This is a genomic window from Pseudomonas sp. NY15374, from assembly GCF_048068255.1.
Taxonomy (GTDB): Bacteria; Pseudomonadota; Gammaproteobacteria; order Pseudomonadales; family Pseudomonadaceae; genus Aquipseudomonas; species Aquipseudomonas machongensis.
Genome location: NZ_JBLUPZ010000009.1, coordinates 33,452 through 51,800 on the forward strand (window position 1 = coordinate 33,452; position 18,349 = coordinate 51,800).

Sequence of the window (18,349 nt, forward strand, 5' to 3'; positions counted from 1 at the left end):
GCTATCTCAAACAACAAGAGCTTTCTGAACATGTCTGAACATCCGCTCCATCGCTTTTTCACTTCGCAGCGGCCCCGGCCGGTTTTCGAGTGGGAGCGTTACCAGCAGCGCGATGTCCTGATCATCGATCACCCGCGCTGCCAGGCGGTGTTCAGCCGCCAGGGCGCACAGTTGCTGCACTTTCAGCCGAGCGGCGAGAAACCCTGGTTGTGGTGCGCCGAGCAATGGCCACAGGTCGGTGCGATCCGTGGCGGCGTGCCGGTGTGCTGGCCCTGGTATGGCCGTCATCCCAGCGAGGACCTGTGGCCGGCCCACGGCTGGGGGCGTTTGCTGGACTGGAAGCTGCTCGACAGCCGCGAGGACGAGGAGGGCGTCACGCTCAAGTGGCGCCTGGACCTGTGCGACTGGCAGGTCGACTTGCACGCCCGGCTGGGCTCGAGCATGGAACTGCGCCTGTGCACGGAGCACCAGGACAGCGAACCCTGCCAGCTGAGCCACGCATTGCTCGCGTTCTGGCGCATCAGCGACGTGTCGCAGATTGCCTTGTCAGGCCTTGAGGATATCGACGGCTACGACCGCCTCAACCGCCAGGCCTGCCGTGAAGACGGCGTGCTCACGCTCAACGGGGGGTGTCAGAGGGTCTACCCCGGTACACCGAAAGTGCAGTTGCATGACTCGGCCTGGGGGCGTGACCTGTGCATCGACACCAGCGACAGCGACGACACGGTGGTCTGGCACCCGGGTAATCGCCCATTGATGGGAGTGAGCGGGCGCGAGAGCCAGGGCTTCGTCTGCGTCGAGGCTGCCAGTGGCAGCGGCGAGGGCCTGAGCCTGGCGCCTGGGCAGCGCGCGCAGTTGCGGCTGCAGGCGCATCGGCTCGCCTGAGTCAGCTGTCTTCGGCAGGGTAGCGGCTGGCGTTGAGGCTTTCCTTGATCTTGCGCAGGTGTGGCTGGAAATCCGAGCCGCGGCGCAGGGTCATGCCGGTCGCCAGTACATCGAGCACCGTCAACTGGATGATGCGCGAGGTCATCGGCATATAGATGTCGGTGTCCTCCGGCAACGGCAGGTGCAGGCTCATGCTGCAGGCCTTGGCCAGTGGCGAGCCGGCGGCCGTGATACCCAGCACCGAGGCGCCGTTTTCCCTGGCCTGCTTCGCCACTTCGACCAGTTCGCGGGTGCGCCCAGTGTAGGAAATGATCACGAACAGATCACCGGTGTGCGCGACCGACGCCAGCATGCGCTGCATCAGCACGTCGGGATGCGCCGACACCGCCAGGTTGAAGCGGAAGAACTTGTGCTGGGCGTCCATGGCCACCGGGGCCGAGGCGCCCAGGCCGAAGAAGTGGATCTGCCGGGCCTGGATCATCATGTCCACGGCGCGGCTGACCTGCTGCGGGTCGATCTGCTGGCAGGCGCTGTCGAGCGAGGCGATGGCGCTGGCGAAGATCTTCTGGGTGTAGGCCGCCGGATCGTCGTCGGCTTCCACTGCGCGGCTCACGTAGGCGGCGCCACTGGCCAGGCTCTGCGCCAGTTGCAGCTTGAGTTCGGGGTAGCCGCTGACGCCGAACGAGCGGCAGAAGCGGTTGACGGTCGGTTCGCTGACCTTGGCCGCCTGGGCCAGGGCGGCAATGCTGAAACGGGTGGCTTGCTGCGGGTTGAGGAGGATGACTTCGGCGACTTTGCGTTCGGCCTTGTTCAGCTCGTCGAGGCGTCCCTGGATCTGTTCCAGGAGGTTTCGCACACGGTCCATGGGATGTCCTTGGGTCGGAAAGACGGCCGGCTGAGGGAACAGTCGGCTTTTTGCACGGTTGTCTATCGTACTGATGGTGGGATTGTCATACCACTTGTCTGTAATCGCTGTACGAGATGTTGTTATTTTTACTACATCGCGCTTGAAAATTGTCATCGAAAACGGTATTTCTAGGCCAACTTTAATAAAAGAACCAACATCATGGTTGCTATCAGTGTAGAACCTTGCACATTCGCCCTCTTTGGCGCCCTTGGCGACCTGGCGTTGCGCAAGCTGTTTCCTGCCCTCTACGAACTGGACCGCGCCGGCCTGCTGCATTCGGATACCCGGCTGCTGGCCCTGGCCCGCGAAGCCGGTACTCCCGAGCAGCACCTGGCGAACATCGAAGCCCAGCTGCGCCGCTTCGTGCCGGCGGCCGATATCGAACCCCAGGCCCTGCAACGGTTTCTCGACCGCCTGAACTACCTGCACCTGGACTTCGTCCAGCCCGAAGGCTACCAGGCCCTGGCCGAGCAGGCCGGTGAAGGGCAGCCACTGATCGCCTATTTCGCCACTGCGGCGGCGGTCTACGGGGCCATCTGCGAAAACCTCGACAAGGCCGGCCTGGCATCGCGCACGCGCGTCGTGCTGGAAAAACCCATCGGGCACGACCTGGAGTCGTCGCGTCGGGTCAATGACGCCGTGGCGCGCTTCTTCCCCGAAAGCCGGGTCTATCGCATCGACCACTACCTGGGCAAGGAAACGGTACAGAACCTCATCGCCTTGCGCTTTGCCAACAGCCTGTTCGAAACCCAGTGGAACCAGAACTCCATCTCCCACGTGGAGATCACCGTTGCCGAGAAAGTCGGTATCGAAGGCCGCTGGGGCTACTTCGACAAGGCCGGCCAACTGCGCGACATGATCCAGAACCACTTGCTGCAGTTGCTGTGCCTGATCGCCATGGACCCGCCCAGCGATCTGTCGGCCGACAGCATCCGCGACGAGAAGGTCAAGGTGCTCAAGGCGCTGGCACCGATCACCGGCGAGGGGCTGAGCACCCGTGTGGTGCGCGGCCAGTACATCGCCGGCTACAGCGACGGCACCCCGGTGCCCGGCTACCTGGAAGAAGAGAACGCCAACGCCCAGAGCGACACCGAAACCTTCGTCGCCCTGCGCGCCGACATTCGCAACTGGCGTTGGTCGGGCGTGCCGTTCTATCTGCGTACCGGCAAGCGCATGCCGCAGAAGCTGTCGCAGATCGTCATCCACTTCAAGGAGACGCCGCACTACATCTTCGCGCCGGAGCAGCGTTTGCAGATCGGCAACAAGCTGATCATCCGTCTGCAGCCCGACGAAGGTATCTCGCTGCGGGTGATGACCAAGGAGCAGGGGCTGGACAAGGGCATGCAACTGCGCAGCGGCCCTCTGCAACTGAATTTTTCCGACACCTGGCGCAGCGCGCGGATTCCGGATGCCTACGAGCGTTTGCTGCTCGAAGTGATGCGTGGCAACCAGAACCTGTTCGTGCGCAAGGACGAGATCGAGTACGCCTGGACCTGGTGCGACCAGTTGATCGCCGGCTGGAAGAACGCCGGTGACGCGCCCAAGCCGTATGCGGCCGGATCCTGGGGCCCGATGAGCTCGATTGCACTGATCACACGCGATGGGAGAGCCTGGTATGGCGATATCTGAACTGCAACTGCCGGCGACCGTGAAGGTTCACGCGCTGACAGACGCCAAGCGCCTGGCCGCGACGCTGGCCAGTGACGTGGCCGAGCGCCTGCGCGCCGCCATCGCCAGCAAGGGCCAGGCCTGCGTGGTGCTATCTGGCGGGCGTAGCCCGGTACCGTTCCTCGAGCAACTGGCCCTGGAAAAACTCGACTGGTCGAAGGTGACCGTGTCGCTGGCCGACGAGCGCTGGGTGCCGGTCGAGCATGCCGACAGCAATGCTGGGCTGCTGGCCCGGCACTTGCTCAAGGGTGAGGCGGCCAAGGCGCGGTTCATGGGCCTGTACCAGCGCGCCGACAACCTCGACGCCGCGGCCCAACAGGCCGACCAGGTGCTTGCCGACCTGCCGCCGATCGACGTGCTGGTGTTGGGCATGGGCGACGATGGCCACACCGCATCGCTGTTCCCGGCCAGCCCGAACCTGGCCGAGGGCCTCGATCCGAAGAGCGCGCGCCGCTGCCTGCCACTGCTGGCACCGAGCGTGCCACACCAGCGCTTGTCGATGACCCGTGCGCTGCTGTCGAGCGCTGCTTTCATCGCTCTGTCCGTGCAGGGGCCAGGCAAACTCGCTACCCTGCGCGCCGCTCTGGCTGGCGACGACCTCACGCAAATGCCCATTCGCGCCTTTCTTCACGACCCCCTGGACATCTACTGGTGCCCATGAGCCAAGGATCCACTGTCATGACCACGCTTGAACGCCCACAACCTTTGCTCTCGATGGCCGAGAAAGCCGCCCGGATCGATGAGATCTGCGGCAAGGCGCGCATCCTGCCGGTGATCACCATCGCCCGCGAGGAAGACATCCTGCCGCTGGCCGACGCCCTGGCAGCCGGTGGTATCCGTACCCTGGAGGTGACCCTGCGTTCGCAGCACGGCCTCAAGGCCATCCAGGTGCTGCGTGAGCAGCGTCCTGAGCTGTGCATCGGTGCCGGTACCGTGCTCGATCCTGCGATGTTCGCGGCCGTGGAAGCGGCGGGTGCGCAATTCGTGGTGACGCCGGGAATTACCCGCGAGGTGCTCGAAGCCGGTGTGCAGAGTGATATTCCATTGCTGCCGGGAATCAGCACGCCGTCGGAAATCATGGCTGGCTACGCACTTGGCTATCGTCGCTTCAAGCTGTTCCCCGCCGAGATCGTTGGCGGCGTGGCAGCAATCAAGGCCTACGGCGGCCCGTTCGGCGATATCCGCTTCTGCCCCACCGGCGGGGTGAATCCGGCCAACGCGCGCAACTACATGGCGTTGCCGAATGTGATGTGCGTGGGCGGGACCTGGATGCTGGACAGCAGCTGGATCAAGAACGGTGACTGGGCGCGGATCGAAGCCTGCAGCGCCGAGGCGATGGCACTGCTGGACTGATACGAATTTCGTTGTGTTCTGTACGGCTTGTGGGGCGCTTGGTCGGCGCCCCTTTTTTTATGTGCAGGTTTTGCCTCCATCATGGCCCGCCATGAAATGAAAAAGCCCGCATCGACCGATGCGGGCTCTGTGTGCTGCGCGTGCGGTTACGCCGCCTTGGCGGCCTGCTGGCTCAGCGAGCGATTCAATGCGCTGAACAGTGCCTTGAAGCTTGCGGTGGTGATGTTCTCATCGATACCCACGCCATGCACCGGACGACCGCCGGCCACACGCAGTTCGATGTAGGCTGCGGCCTTGGCATTGGTACCTGCACCGATGGCGTGCTCGTTGTAGTCCATGATCTCGACCGCGATCGGCAGGCCAGCTACCAGGGCTTCGAGGGCACCGTTGCCCTTGCCGCGCCAGTGCAGGGTGGTCTCGCCTTCGCCGGCGACTTCCACTTCCACGGCACTGCTGCCGTTCTCTTCCTGCAGACGATGGCTGACCAGGGCGTAAGGGGCGTTGGCCTGCAGATACTCTTTGTGCAACAGGCTGTAGATCTGCTGGGCAGTCATTTCCAGGCCGAGACGGTCGGTCTCGCCCTGAACCACCTGGCTGAACTCGATCTGCATGCGGCGCGGCAGGCTGATGCCGTATTCCTGTTCGAGCAGGTAGGTGATACCGCCCTTGCCGGACTGGCTGTTGACGCGGATGACCGCCTCGTAGCTGCGGCCGATGTCGGCCGGGTCGATCGGCAGGTACGGCACCTCCCACAGCTCGCCGTCCTGCTGCTTGGCGAAGCCCTTGCGGATGGCGTCCTGGTGCGAGCCGGAGAAAGCGGTATGCACCAGGTCACCAACGTACGGATGGCGTGGGTGCACCGGCAGCTGGTTGCACTCTTCGACGACCTTGCGCACGCCGTCGATGTCGGAGAAGTCCAGTTGCGGGTCGATACCCTGGGTGTAGAGGTTCAGCGCGAGCGTGACCAGGTCGACGTTGCCGGTACGCTCACCGTTGCCGAACAGGCAGCCTTCGGCGCGGTCGGCACCCGCCATCAGGCCCAGCTCGGTGGCGGCGATGCCGGTGCCACGGTCGTTGTGGGTGTGCAGGCTGATGATCACGCTGTCGCGGCGGTTGACGTTGCGGCAGAACCATTCGATCTGGTCGGCGTAGACGTTTGGCGTGGCGACTTCCACGGTGGCCGGCAGGTTGAGGATGATCTTGTGCTCAGGGGTCGGGTTCCACACCTCGATCACCGCGTCACACACTTCCTTGGCGAACTCAAGCTCGGTGGCGCTGAAGGTTTCTGGCGAGTACTGGAAGGTCCAGTGCGTTTCGGGCTGCTGGGCGGCGTACTTGACGAACAGCTTGGCGGCGTTCACCGCGATGTCCTTCACGCCTTGCTTGTCCTGGTTGAAGACGATGCGGCGGAACGCCGGGCAGGTGGCGTTGTACAGGTGCACGATGGCTTTCTTCGCGCCGCGCAGGGACTCGAAGGTCCGGGCGATCAGGTCTTCACGGGCCTGGGTCAGTACCTGGATGGTGGTGTCGTCGGGGATGTGGCCATCTTCGATCAGGGTACGCACGAAGTCGAAGTCAGTCTGCGAGGCAGACGGGAACGACGCCTCGATCTCTTTCACGCCAACCTGCACCAGGGTTTTCCAGAAACGCAGCTTCTTCTCTGCGTCCATCGGCTCGATCAGCGACTGGTTCCCGTCACGCAGGTCGGAGCTGCACCAGATTGGTGCCTGGGTGATGGCCTTCGATGGCCAGGTACGGTCTGGCAGGTCGATGGTCGGGAAGGCGCGGTATTTCTTCGACGGATCTTTGAGCATGGACATTTGGAGCAATCCTTTAATGTGCGGCCTGATCGGGCCTGCCAAGCGATAACGAGATGAAGAGGCGAGGCGACGCGGTTCACCCAGGTAGTCGTGCACTGACCAGGCAAAGGCTGCGGTGTTGGCGGAGCAGAATGAGGGTGATCGAGGTTTTCATGCCCTCAACCCTAACCAGTGGAAGTGGGGGATGGCAAGTGTTCAAAAAAAATTGAGAGGAATGCTTAAAAAAAGCATTTGAGTGAGATTTTATGGCTGCAGCTTGGTTTTTATTGATTTTTTATTGTGCCGAGGTTCGCTGCTGCGCAAGGTGGTGCGACTGCGGCGCGGCCATCGCGGGACAAGCCCGCTCCCACAGGAAATCCCCGGTGTGAGCGGGCTTGTCACCGATCTCAGGGCTGGAACGCCCCGATGAAGATCGCCGGGTCCACCCGAGCATCGTTCAGGCTGACGTTCCAGTGCATGTGCGGCCCGGTGGCCCGGCCCGTGGAGCCGACCTTGCCGACCACGTCGCCGCGGCGCAGCACCTGCCCCGGTCGCACATCGACCTTGGACATATGGCAGAACATGCTGATGAAACCCTGGCCATGGTCGACGAACACCGTGCGGCCATTGAAGAAGTAGTCGCCAACCAGGATCACCTTGCCGTTGGCCGGGGTCTTGATCGGCGTGCCGGCGGGTACGGCGAAGTCCAGCCCGGCGTGGGGGTTGCGCTCTTCGCCATTGAAGAAGCGGCGCACGCCGAACTTGCTCGACAGTGGGCCGTTGACCGGCTTGTCGAGGATCAGGTTGCTCGGCACGCCCGGGCTGAAGCTGCGGTAGGCCTTGACCTGTTCGGCCAGCTCGCGGTCGATGCGCTTGAGGTCATCCGGCTCGGGATTGACCTGGCGCTTGTTCTTCAGGGTGATGTGTTGCTCGGGGTATTTCTTGCTGCCCACGTTGAAGGACAGGGTGCGAGAACCTTGGCTGAGGGTGGCTGCGCCGGGTTTCTGCGTCAGCGGGATACCGACGATGGCCAGCCAGGTGTCCTGTTCCTTGACCACCAGCACCGGCTTGCCGTCGAAGCGCGCGCTCGGTGCACTGGCGGCAGGGCCGAGGTCGACCACCGCCACGCCGCCGGGGACCGGCTTGTTGAGGGTGCGGGTGATGTAGCTGGCCTGGGCCGTGGCGGCCAGCAGCAGGGCGCAGAGTGCGAGCAGGGGGGCAAGCAGGCGGGGCATGTGTCAGTCCAGTAAGGAGAGGGTGACCGGAGTCTGGTGGTTGTCTTCGACCCGGACCTGCAGTTCGCCTTCGTTCAGGCGTGCGGTCAGGCGCTGGCCGTTGCGGGTCTGGGTGGCGCTGCGGATGGCCTGGCCGCGCTCGTCGAGCAGGATGCTGTAGCCGCGGGCCAGGGTGGCCAGTGGGCTGACCACTTGCAGCGTCTGCAATTGCGCCTGGAAGCGCTGGCGACGGTCCTTGAGCGTTTCGCGCATGGCCCGCGGCAAGCGCTCGGCGAGGCTGTCCAGGCGCTGTCCGAGTAGCTTGAGGGCGCGCCCGGGATGCTGCGCGGCCAGGCGCGTGTCGAGGCGGCCCAGGCGTTGCTGGCGCTGGCTCATGTCGAGCATGAAGGCGCGGCGCAAGCGCATGTCCAGGTCATCCAGGCGTTGGGCCTGCTGGCGCAGGCGTTCGCCGGGGTGACGCAGGCGACGGGCCATGCCTTCCAGGCGCAGGCGATCGTGGCTCAGGCGGTGCTGCATGCGCAGCAGCAGGCGGCGTTGCAGGCTGTCGAGACGCTGTTGCAGGCCGCTGTTGTCAGGCGCGAGCAGTTCGGCGGCCGCCGAAGGCGTCGGTGCGCGCACGTCGGCCACGAAGTCGCTGATCGACACGTCGGTCTCATGGCCCACCGCACTGACGACGGGGGTCACGCAGGCGGCAATGGCACGTGCGACGGCTTCTTCGTTGAAGCACCAGAGGTCTTCCAGCGAGCCGCCGCCACGGGCGAGGATCAGTGCATCGAAGCCGAGGCTGTCGGCTCGCTGCAAGGCTCGCACGATCTGGCCAATGGCTTCGCGCCCCTGTACCGCCGTGGGGATCAGGTTGAGTTCGACTTGCGGTGCACGGCGGCGGAATACACTGATGATGTCGCGGATCACCGCGCCGGTGGGCGAGGTGACGATGCCGATGCGTCGCGGGTGAGCCGGCAGCGGCTGCTTGCGTTCGGCACTGAACAGCCCTTCGTTGCCGAGCTTTTCCTTCAAGGCTTCGAAGGCCAGGCGCAAGGCGCCGTCACCGGCGGGCTCGACGGTATCGACGATCAACTGGTAATCACCGCGCCCCTCGAACAGCGAGACCTTGCCGCGCACCTTGACCGCCAGGCCGTCACGCAGGGCCTGGCGGACCCTGACAGCGTTCTGCCGGAACAATGCGCAGCGGATCTGGGCGCCGCTGTCCTTGAGGGTGAAGTACAGGTGGCCGGAGGCCGGGCGGGCGAGGTTGGATATCTCGCCTTCCACCCAGACACTGCGGAACACGTCTTCGAGCAGCACACGGGCGCGGCCGTTGAGCTGGCTGACGGTGAGGACCTCGCGGTCCAGGCCGAGTCGTTCGAAAGGGTCTCTGATCATGCCGGTCATGATAAGGGGCAGGGTGGGGGGGTTATCAAGGTCAAATCCTGTAAGCTCCAGTGTATTTCCAGCCCACCCCCAAAGGACTACCTCAGGACTCGGCACGATGCTCGAACTTCTCCCCGCCACCCCATTGGAATGGCTCCCCATCCTGCTGGCCGTCGCCGCCGCCTACATCGTCTTCGGCATCGCCGGCTTCGGTACCGCCTTGGTGGCCGGCCCGGTACTGATCCACTTCATGCCGTTGTCGCGGATCATCCCCCTGCTGGTGCTGCTGGACTTCGTCGCCGCCTTCGGCAACCTGTTGCCCTCGCGCCGCGATGTGGTTCGCGGCGAACTGCTGCGTTTGCTGCCGTGCATGGCAGTGGGTTGTGCCTTGGGCGTGGTGTTCCTGCTGCACCTGAAATCCGACCTGCTGTTGTTGCTGATGGGGCTGTTCGTTACCGCCTATGCCATCTACAGCCTGGCGGTGAAGGTGCGGCCGGCGAAGCTGTCCGGGCTGTGGGCGGTGCCGATGGGCACGATTGGCGGGCTGTTCGGTGCACTGTTCGGCAGCGGTGGCTTCCTCTATGCGATCTACTTGAGCGCCCGGCTGGAGGTGAAGGAGCAGGTACGCGCCACCCAGAGCGCGCTGATCAGTTGCAGCACCCTGGTGCGCCTGTCGCTGTTCCTGATCGCCGGGGTCTATGCCGACGCCAGCCTGTTGATGCTGGCAGCCTGCCTGCTGCCGGTGATGTTCGCAGGGCTTTGGGTCGGCAGGCGCCTGAGCCTGAAACTGTCCCGCGAAGCCTTCGTGCGGCTGGTCACCTGGCTGGTGCTGGCCAGCGGGGTGGCGCTGATCGGTCGCTACCTGAGCGGCTGAGCAGGGCGTAGAATTACGCGATTACCGCAGTTTTCAGGCCCGTCCCGTTCATGAACACCCAGAGCATCATCGTCCCCAAGCAGTCCACCGTTCCGGTTCACGAGGCCCGCGCCAGGGCGATCCTGCGCTGGCTGGTGCGCGAGAAGATCGTCGAGGAGCAACTGAGCACCTGCGGGCGCACCGGCAACCGCATGGGGCATGCCCTGGCCCAAGGCGCGCGCAAGGTGGCGCTGCATCCCGAGAAACTGCCCTTCGGCGAGCCGGTCAACGGCCTGGAGGTGATGCTCAAGCGCTGCATCTATACCCCCACCGACGGTTTTCGCGAGGAAGCGGGGTGCCCTGAGTGTCGGCGCGAGGTCGGCGAGCCGCTGTTCGAAAGCCTGGAAGAGTGGATGCCCGGCGTCAGTGACAACTTCACCTGCCCCCTGTGCGGCTTCGAGGACGACATCAACGGCTTTCTTTATCTGCAACCCTGTGCCTTTTCCAACCTGGGGTTCATCTTCAACAACTGGGGCGAGGCCGGGTTTACCCAGGCGTTCCTCGACAGTTTCGCCGACTGGCTGGATCAGCCGGTCGCCGTGGTGCAGGTGAAGGTGGCCTGAGCGGCAGGAACTGGACCGAAGGCCCCTTTTTTGCATTGAGCGGCGCGCCATGGATGAGTATAATGGCGCGCTTCCATTTTTCCCGCCCGGGAGCCCCCGCGATGCTGCGTATCAGCCAAGAAGCCCTGACCTTCGACGATATCCTCCTTGTACCTGGTTACTCCGAGGTACTACCTAATGAAGTCAGTCTCAAGACCCGTTTGACCCGTGGCATCGAGCTGAACATTCCACTGGTCTCCGCTGCCATGGATACCGTGACCGAAGCACGCCTGGCCATCGCCATGGCTCAGGAAGGCGGCATCGGCATCATCCACAAGAACATGACCATCGAACAGCAGGCCGGCGAAGTACGCAAGGTCAAGAAGTTCGAGGCTGGCGTGGTCAAGGATCCGATCACCATCGATGCCGACGCCACCGTGCGCGACCTGTTCGACCTGACCCGCCTGAACAACATCTCGGGTGTTCCGGTGCTGGAAAACGGTGACCTGGTCGGTATCGTCACCTCCCGCGACGTGCGTTTCGAGACGCGTCTGGAAGCCAAGGTACGCGACGTGATGACTCCCAAGGAGCGTCTGGTCACCGTCCGTGAAGGCGCCGACAAGAACGAAGTCCGCGAGCTGCTGCACAAGCACCGCCTGGAAAAAGTCCTGATCGTCGACGACAAGTTCGCGCTCAAGGGCATGATGACCGTCAAGGACATCGAAAAAGCCAAGGCCTACCCACTGGCCAGCAAGGACGACCAGGGTCGCCTGCGCGTCGGCGCTGCAGTCGGCACCGGCAAGGACACCGGCGAGCGCGTAGCCGCCCTGGTTGCCGCTGGTGTTGACGTGGTGGTGGTCGACACCGCCCACGGCCACTCCAAAGGCGTGATCGACCGCGTTCGCTGGGTCAAGGAGAACTACCCGCAGGTGCAGGTGATCGGCGGCAACATCGCTACCGGTGCCGCCGCCAAGGCCCTGGCCGAGGCTGGCGCCGATGCTGTCAAGGTCGGCATCGGCCCAGGCTCGATCTGCACCACCCGTATCGTCGCCGGTGTCGGCGTGCCGCAGATCAGCGCCATCGCCAACGTCGCCGCTGCCCTGGAAGGCACGGGTGTGCCACTGATCGCCGACGGCGGTATCCGTTTCTCCGGTGACCTGTCCAAGGCCATCGTTGCCGGCGCCTCGTGCGTGATGATGGGCTCGATGTTCGCCGGTACCGAAGAAGCCCCGGGTGAAGTCGAGCTGTTCCAGGGCCGTTCGTACAAGGCTTACCGCGGCATGGGTTCGCTGGGTGCCATGGCACAGGCGCAGGGTTCTTCGGACCGTTACTTCCAGGACTCCTCGGCCGGTGCCGAGAAGCTGGTTCCGGAAGGTATCGAAGGCCGCGTCCCCTACAAGGGTGCCCTGGCCGCGATCATCCACCAGCTGATGGGCGGGCTGCGCTCCTCCATGGGCTACACCGGCAGCGCGACCATCGAAGAGATGCGCACCAAGCCGGAGTTCGTGCGCATCACCGGTGCCGGCATGGCCGAGTCCCACGTGCACGACGTGCAGATCACCAAGGAAGCCCCTAACTACCGCGTAGGCTGAGGCTTCAGCAACAACCGAGAGCGGGGCTGTCACGAACAGCCCCGCGTCGTTTCCGATTTCCACTGACGAGATTGAGTCATGGCCCTCGACATTCACGCTCACCGAATCCTGATCCTCGATTTCGGTTCCCAGTACACCCAGCTGATCGCCCGCCGCGTGCGCGAGATCGGTGTCTACTGCGAACTGCACCCGTTCGACATGGACGATGAAGCGATCCGCGCCTTCAACCCGCGCGGCATCATCCTGGCCGGTGGCCCCGAGTCGGTCCACGAAGCCAACAGCCCGCGTGCGCCGCAGGCCGTGTTCGACCTGAACGTACCGCTGCTGGGCATCTGCTACGGCATGCAGACCATGGCCGAGCAACTGGGCGGCAAGGTCGAAGGTTCCGAGCTGCGCGAGTTCGGCTACGCCCGCGTCGACGTGGTCGGCAAGAGCCGCCTGCTCGACGGCATCGAAGATCATATCGACGCTGACGGCGTGCTGGGCCTGGACGTGTGGATGAGCCACGGCGACAAGGTCACCCAGATGCCGGGCGACTTCCACGTGCTGGCCAGCACCCCGAGCTGCCCGATCGCCGGCATGTTCGACGATGCCCGCGGCTACTATGGCGTGCAGTTCCACCCGGAAGTGACCCACACCAAGCAGGGCGGTCGCATCCTCTCGCGCTTCATCCAGGACATCTGCGGCTGCGAAGCCCTGTGGACCCCGTCCAACATCGTCGAAGACGCCATCGCCCAGGTGCGTGAGCAAGTCGGTTCGGCCAACGTCCTGCTGGGCCTGTCTGGCGGCGTCGACAGCTCGGTGGTTGCCGCGCTGCTGCACCGCGCCATCGGCGACCAGCTGACCTGCGTATTCGTCGACAACGGCCTGCTGCGTCTGCACGAAGGCGACCAGGTGATGGCCATGTTCAAGGAGAACATGGGCGTCAAGGTGATCCGTGCCGATGCCGAAGCACAGTTCCTCGGCAACCTGGAAGGCGAAGCCGATCCGGAGAAGAAGCGCAAGATCATCGGCCGCACCTTCATCGACGTGTTCGATGCCGAAGCCAGCAAGCTCGAGAACATCCAGTTCCTCGCCCAAGGCACCATCTACCCGGACGTGATCGAGTCGGCTGGCGCCAAGAGCGGCAAGGCCCACGTGATCAAGTCGCACCACAACGTCGGTGGCCTGCCGGAGGAAATGAACCTCAAGCTGGTCGAGCCGCTGCGTGAACTGTTCAAGGACGAAGTGCGCAAGATCGGCCTGGAACTGGGCCTGCCGTACGACATGGTCTACCGCCACCCATTCCCGGGCCCAGGCCTGGGCGTGCGCATCCTCGGCGAAGTGAAGAAAGAGTACGCCGACCTTCTGCGTCGCGCCGACCACATCTTCATCGAAGAACTGCGCAAGGCCGACTGGTACCACAAGACCAGCCAGGCGTTCGTGGTGTTCCAGCCGGTCAAATCGGTCGGCGTGGTCGGCGATGGCCGTCGCTACGCCTGGGTCGTCGCGCTGCGCGCCGTCGAAACCGTGGACTTCATGACCGCACGCTGGGCGCACCTGCCGTACGAGCTGCTGGAGACTGTGAGCGGTCGTATCATCAACGAGATCGAAGGCATCTCGCGGGTGACCTACGACGTGTCGAGCAAGCCGCCGGCGACGATCGAGTGGGAATGATCCCGCGCGAATACAACCCGCGTTAAATGCACAGAAGCCCGCATAATAGCGGGCTTCTGTACTTAAGGCCTCTGACCGTAACGGCCTCGCATCAGATCCAGACGTAGCGCAGCCCTCTGTTGGTCAGGGCGGTACGCAGTTCCTGCAGGTCGCGCAGACGACGGCCGCTGATCCAGGGCCAGTTCGGCTTGTCGATGTAGAAACGGGATCCTTCCTCCAGGATCGGCGTGTATTGCAATTGTCCGCTGTTGCTGCGATGGATCAGTTGCAACACGTTGTCCTGGCTATCGATGGTAAAGCTGCCGATGTTGCGCAATGTCCGCTCGAAGTTCCTGCCCGCAGGCTCGGGTTGGCGAATAGGTACCTGCAGGCGCAGGTCGCTTTTTACCCGCCGAACCGAAAGATCATCCTGCACCACGGTGAGCCCTGGGTCATTGCCGATCCCACCTGGCTGGTCGAGGGCAATGTCTTCCACACGCATGCCCGTCACGCCCTCAAGTTCGCTCATCCCCGGCACCTGCTCGAAAGTATTGGCGTGCGAATTGCCGACCAGTGCGACCCATTTGCTGGCTGCGCGCCCTTGATCCGCGGCGATGACCTCGTGGGCATAGAAGTTCATCATCTGCTGGCGGATCACCGGTGAAGGTGTTTGAACCCATGCCTGCCGATAGCTCGCCATGCAATCGATGGACTGCAGGCGAATGCCATTTCTCTGGGCTTCGAGCAGCAGGTTCTCGAAGGTATATCGCTCAAACCCGTGCAGGCGAAAACCCAGGTCCAGGCTGCGCACATAGGTTTTCAACGTCGCGGGCATCTGGCCGCTGCGGTTGAACAGGTCGAGGTCGGTTTGCTGGAAGTCGGTCATGAAGTGTTCCAGGTAAAGCACCTTCACCTTTTCCCGCTTCAGCAGCGTCATGTTGTCGATCAGGAATTTCTTGCTGCCGACCTGTGAGTGAGCTTCGCCGATGACCATGCCTTGGCTGTTCTCGAAAACACCACGGATGATTTGCTTGGGCGTTGCCTCGCGTGCCAGTTCGGGCAGTTCGGGACGCGGTGGGGTCTGCACCGAGGCGAGGTATTCCTGTGCATCGGCGGCCAGGCGATCCCTGGTTTCCCGAAATACACCGTTCGCCCGTTCGATTTCCGGGTCAGAGTTGAACATCGTACCGTTCAGGACGCGCTCGTCACCGGGGCTGTTCGCCGAGCTCTCGAGCCTGGGACGCATGTCGGCTGGTATGTCGTAAGCGGAGGTTGGAAGGGGTTCGGGCATCGATGGAGATGTCACCCTTCCCCAGAGCTTGAGCAGTTTGCGCGGCATCATCCCGCCCTTCAGGCCCGGTCGCTCCAATGGCTGCCATAGCCCCTGGTCGTCCATGGCGATGGGGATGTTGCGGTAGAAGGAGTAGGGGTTTTGCGGATCGATCACGACCCAGCCGCGCATCTCGTTCACATAGCGGACCTGATACGGCTCGTCGTCGATCAGTACGTAGAAATTGCCATGTTGAAGATAGATGCCAGGTTGACCACCGCTGCCTTCAGGGGCGCTCAGTATGATGTTGGTTTCATAAGGTTCGAGCAGAGCCTGCTGCTCGGCTGGCCTGAAGGGTTCCGGCACCCAGGCCTGGACATCCTCGACCGTTGCAGTTTCGAGTTCTTCAACCGGTTCTGTTTCAGCAGACGGCTCCGGCTGTACTGCCGGCTCCGTTCCGCTTGCTGCCTCGGCCTCACCCGCCAACTCGCTCACAGACTCGATTTTGCCGGCGGCACTGTGCAGCATGGTGGCGTTGAAGAGTGTATCGATGGCCGCAAATATTGCCCCTTTGACCCCAGCCTGACGTTCCCCTGTGGTATGGCCGTTGACCGCTTGATCGATGTTCAGCCCCATGTCGGCGATACCCGCCCCCACTGCCGCCAGCGCGATCGGCCAGTCAATCGCTGCTATGGGCCCGAACACCTTGGCGAATGCCGCCAGGTAGCCGATCCACATCTGTTTGCGCAGGTCGCCATTGGAGCGCAGGGCAAAGTGCGCGTCGTCGTTCATGCGTTGCCGTGCACTGTCACGCAAATGGCTGAACGCATCACCGGCGATGGTGCGATCGACCTGGTTGAGACAGTGATGATCATCCCCACCCCAGTTGTAGAACAGCAGGTCGATCATGTGGTTGAGACCGACCGAATCACCGGACTGGTCATTGGCCGATAGCGGGAAGTGGCTCATGAAGCGCGTGCGGTTGTCGGCGTGATTGGTGTTGTTCAGTACCCACCAGTACAAGTCCTTGCGGGTGGCAAACAGGTGCAGCGCCTCCCCGTCACCTGGGGTATAGAGCAGTTGCTGGCCATCTTCCATTTCGATGCGCAGCCAGTCGCTCGCGATGTAGCCCGCGATATCGAACGTACAGACGCGATAGCCGCTTTCGGCAACGTTGGATTGGCGTAACTGGGTGAGTGTCGGGGTCTGCACGCCCAGTCCGGTGATGGCCTTGGCCACGCGTCGGGCACGGACCGCCAGTTCGCTGGTGGGGTCGGCCGCACAGGTTTCGATCACCTTGCTCAGGAAGTTGACCTTCGCCAGTAGACGGTAGTTATCTGCATGGTCGCGCCAGAAAGTCGCCAATCTTTCCTGGAACAGGGGGCTGAAGTCGATGTCCCAGAAATCCTCCAGTACATCCTGTGGCTGCAGCGCGATCTCGTTGTGCTCGTCATAGACCGCCTGTCCCGGACCGTCGCAGTAGAAGCCGCTCAGGTAGCCGAGCAGGTCACTGTTGTCCTGGTCATGGACATCGAACCGGTGCATCACCAATTGCGGCAGGGTGTACGACTGGTATGGCGCATCGTGGTGCTCCCAGCCGCTGAAGGTTCTCGGGCTGCTCTGGGCGGCCTCGAAGCGGTTGAGGTGCACGTGATCGGGGTCCAGATCGGGGTGGCCGTGCTTGCGCAGGATTGATGCCGCAGTATCGCGGGCCATCTGGCGCATGTCGGGGCAGGCTGCGATCAGGGACTCGGCGAGATCGCGCAGTTCCTGCTCGGCGTGGGGCATCAACAGTTGCAAACCCATGGGTGTCGACTCGTGGCTGGATGGGTTTGCAAGCGTGGCCGAGCGCAGGTGGTGCCCCGCGGTATCTATTGCAGCTTGTGCGCTGATGGGCCACAGGAGGCCAAGGCCTACCGCCGCGCTATATCCGAAAAGTAGAACTTGAAGAGGTGTTGGCGGCATTGGGTGGGGCAGGAAATCTCCAGTCGCAGCAGTGCGTCGCATTGACCCGCGTGCGCGTGCAGTTGTTGGACCCGGCGCGGCTGGACGAGGGCGCGCTGAAGGCGGCCGGGGTCCCCGGGGTCATGGTGCTGGTGGGTGGGGTCGTGCACCTGCTGGTGGGAGTTGTTTAGCCTGTTCCGGCCCTATCGCGGGACCAGCCCGCTCCCACAGGCGCAAGATCATGGTGCCTCTGAACTGCCCCCAAAGGTTGGATTGGTGTCCAACTTCTTGGGGGCAGTCCATTCTGTGGGAGCGGGCTGGTCCCGCGATGAGGCCCGAACAGGCATGCCCAGCTCCGTCATTCTTTTGTAATGAACGGGTCATGCCCCGGTTTCCCCTGGCTTCGTACAGTGAGCTCACTCCCGTACGCATCCAGAGGAACGCCAATGAAACTCCGCTCGCTCGTCCTTGCCCTGTCACTCACCGGCGCGGCCTTCGCCGCCACCTCCACCTGGGCCGCCGATACCGCGCCGCAGGAAGTGAAGAACATCGTGCTGGTTCATGGCCTGTTCGCCGATGCGTCCAGCTGGGCCAAGGTGATTCCGTTGCTGCAAGCCAAAGGCCTGCACGTGACGGCAGTCCAGAACCCGACCACCTCGCTCGACGACGACGTCGCGGCTGTCAACCGGGCGCTGGCCCAGCAGGACGGCCCGGTGATCCTGGTCGGTCACTCCTACGGCGGCATGGTCATCAGCCAGGCCGGTGATTCGGATAAGGTTAAAGGTCTGGTCTACATCGCCGCCCGTGCTCCGGAAGCGGGCGAAGACTACCCGGCGCTGACCAAGCGCTTCCCGGCAGCACCGGCGGGGGCAGGCCTGCAGTGGTCGGCCGACGGTTACGGCATGCTCAGCGAAAATGCCTTCGTCAACGATTTCGCCGGCGACCTGCCCAAGGCCGAGGCGGAAACCTACTACGCCGTCCAGCAGCCCATCGGTGTTGGCATCAAGACCGCCAAGACCACCGTCGCGGCATGGAAAGACAAGCCCACCTGGTACGCGGTCTCGACCCAGGACCGTACCATCAACACCGAGCAGCAGCGTTTCATGGCCAAGCGCATGAACGCCCACACCGTCGAGCTCGATGCCAGCCACGTCTCGCTGATTTCCCAGCCGCAAGCGGTGGCCAAGCTGATCCTGCAAGCCGCGCATGTTCCAGGCAACTGAGCCAGCCCGGCC

The 18,349-nt window shown here is 63.4% G+C and carries 14 protein-coding genes and 1 pseudogene; 10 read left to right on the forward strand and 5 right to left on the reverse strand.

Translation table 11 applies throughout. The annotated features are described in order from the left end of the window. The first annotated feature begins 30 nt into the window (after positions 1–30). Complete coding sequence (locus ACNFHO_RS18735) at positions 31–885, forward strand: D-hexose-6-phosphate mutarotase (protein ID WP_416767060.1); 855 nt, start codon at positions 31–33, stop codon at positions 883–885. Position 886: 1 nt separating this feature from the next. On the opposite strand, the gene hexR is transcribed toward ACNFHO_RS18735, so the two are convergent. After that, complete coding sequence (gene hexR / locus ACNFHO_RS18740; RefSeq protein WP_200604055.1) at positions 887–1,741, reverse strand: DNA-binding transcriptional regulator HexR; 855 nt, start codon at positions 1,739–1,741, stop codon at positions 887–889. A 210-nt stretch (positions 1,742–1,951) separates the two neighbouring features. Here hexR and zwf point away from each other — a divergent pair, with 210 nt between their 5' ends. The 3 genes from zwf to ACNFHO_RS18755 are packed head-to-tail and all read left to right on the forward strand — an operon-like array spanning position 1,952 to position 4,813. Beyond that, complete coding sequence (zwf, locus tag ACNFHO_RS18745; RefSeq protein ID WP_054895160.1) at positions 1,952–3,421, forward strand: glucose-6-phosphate dehydrogenase; 1,470 nt, start codon at positions 1,952–1,954, stop codon at positions 3,419–3,421. Next, entirely contained in the window at positions 3,408–4,121 is a 714-nt protein-coding gene (pgl, locus tag ACNFHO_RS18750) for a 6-phosphogluconolactonase (protein WP_063543239.1), read from the forward strand. The genes zwf and pgl overlap by 14 nt, the downstream gene beginning before the upstream one ends. Positions 4,122–4,138: 17 nt before the next feature. Beyond that, a complete protein-coding gene (locus ACNFHO_RS18755; RefSeq protein WP_054895162.1) occupies positions 4,139–4,813 on the forward strand; it encodes a bifunctional 4-hydroxy-2-oxoglutarate aldolase/2-dehydro-3-deoxy-phosphogluconate aldolase in 675 nt (224 codons plus the stop codon). A gap of 146 nt (positions 4,814–4,959) precedes the next feature. Here the strand turns inward: ACNFHO_RS18755 and leuA are convergent, their stop codons facing one another. From leuA to xseA, 3 genes are all read right to left on the reverse strand, one after another. Next, positions 4,960–6,633, reverse strand: coding sequence for a 2-isopropylmalate synthase (gene leuA / locus ACNFHO_RS18760; RefSeq protein ID WP_054895163.1), 1,674 nt, complete (start codon positions 6,631–6,633; stop codon positions 4,960–4,962). A gap of 386 nt (positions 6,634–7,019) precedes the next feature. Continuing rightward, the gene (locus ACNFHO_RS18765; RefSeq protein WP_323454661.1) at positions 7,020–7,847 is read right to left on the reverse strand and encodes a peptidoglycan DD-metalloendopeptidase family protein; all 828 of its coding nucleotides are present in this window, start codon (positions 7,845–7,847) and stop codon (positions 7,020–7,022) included. Between the two features lie 3 nt (positions 7,848–7,850). Continuing rightward, a complete protein-coding gene (gene xseA, locus ACNFHO_RS18770) occupies positions 7,851–9,230 on the reverse strand; it encodes an exodeoxyribonuclease VII large subunit (protein WP_416767061.1) in 1,380 nt (459 codons plus the stop codon). Positions 9,231–9,336: 106 nt separating this feature from the next. Between xseA and ACNFHO_RS18775 the strand changes: the two genes are divergently transcribed. The 4 genes from ACNFHO_RS18775 to guaA all read left to right on the forward strand — a co-directional run bounded on the left by ACNFHO_RS18775 (position 9,337) and on the right by guaA (position 13,921). Then, positions 9,337–10,092 carry a sulfite exporter TauE/SafE family protein gene (locus tag ACNFHO_RS18775; RefSeq protein WP_416767062.1) on the forward strand — a complete coding sequence of 252 codons (756 nt, stop codon included), beginning with the start codon at positions 9,337–9,339 and terminating at the stop codon, positions 10,090–10,092. Positions 10,093–10,142: 50 nt separating this feature from the next. Continuing rightward, positions 10,143–10,694, forward strand: a complete 552-nt coding sequence (locus tag ACNFHO_RS18780) for a hypothetical protein (RefSeq protein ID WP_054895166.1) — start codon at positions 10,143–10,145, stop codon at positions 10,692–10,694. Positions 10,695–10,795: 101 nt separating this feature from the next. After that, positions 10,796–12,265, forward strand: coding sequence for an IMP dehydrogenase (gene guaB, locus ACNFHO_RS18785; protein WP_054895167.1), 1,470 nt, complete (start codon positions 10,796–10,798; stop codon positions 12,263–12,265). 78 nt (positions 12,266–12,343) lie between these two features. Continuing rightward, on the forward strand, positions 12,344–13,921 hold the full coding sequence (gene guaA / locus ACNFHO_RS18790) for a glutamine-hydrolyzing GMP synthase (RefSeq protein WP_063543246.1): 1,578 nt from the start codon (positions 12,344–12,346) through the stop codon (positions 13,919–13,921). 91 nt (positions 13,922–14,012) lie between these two features. Here the strand turns inward: guaA and ACNFHO_RS18795 are convergent, their stop codons facing one another. Further along, complete coding sequence (locus ACNFHO_RS18795) at positions 14,013–16,976, reverse strand: dermonecrotic toxin domain-containing protein (protein ID WP_416767063.1); 2,964 nt, start codon at positions 16,974–16,976, stop codon at positions 14,013–14,015. A gap of 143 nt (positions 16,977–17,119) precedes the next feature. Between ACNFHO_RS18795 and ACNFHO_RS18800 the strand changes: the two are divergent. Both ACNFHO_RS18800 and ACNFHO_RS18805 read left to right on the forward strand, forming a co-directional pair. Further along, positions 17,120–17,305, forward strand: a pseudogene (locus ACNFHO_RS18800) (PTS glucose transporter subunit IIB); the annotation flags it as partial. A 348-nt stretch (positions 17,306–17,653) separates the two neighbouring features. After that, positions 17,654–18,337 carry an alpha/beta fold hydrolase gene (locus tag ACNFHO_RS18805; RefSeq protein WP_231100320.1) on the forward strand — a complete coding sequence of 228 codons (684 nt, stop codon included), beginning with the start codon at positions 17,654–17,656 and terminating at the stop codon, positions 18,335–18,337. Positions 18,338–18,349: the final 12 nt, after the last annotated feature.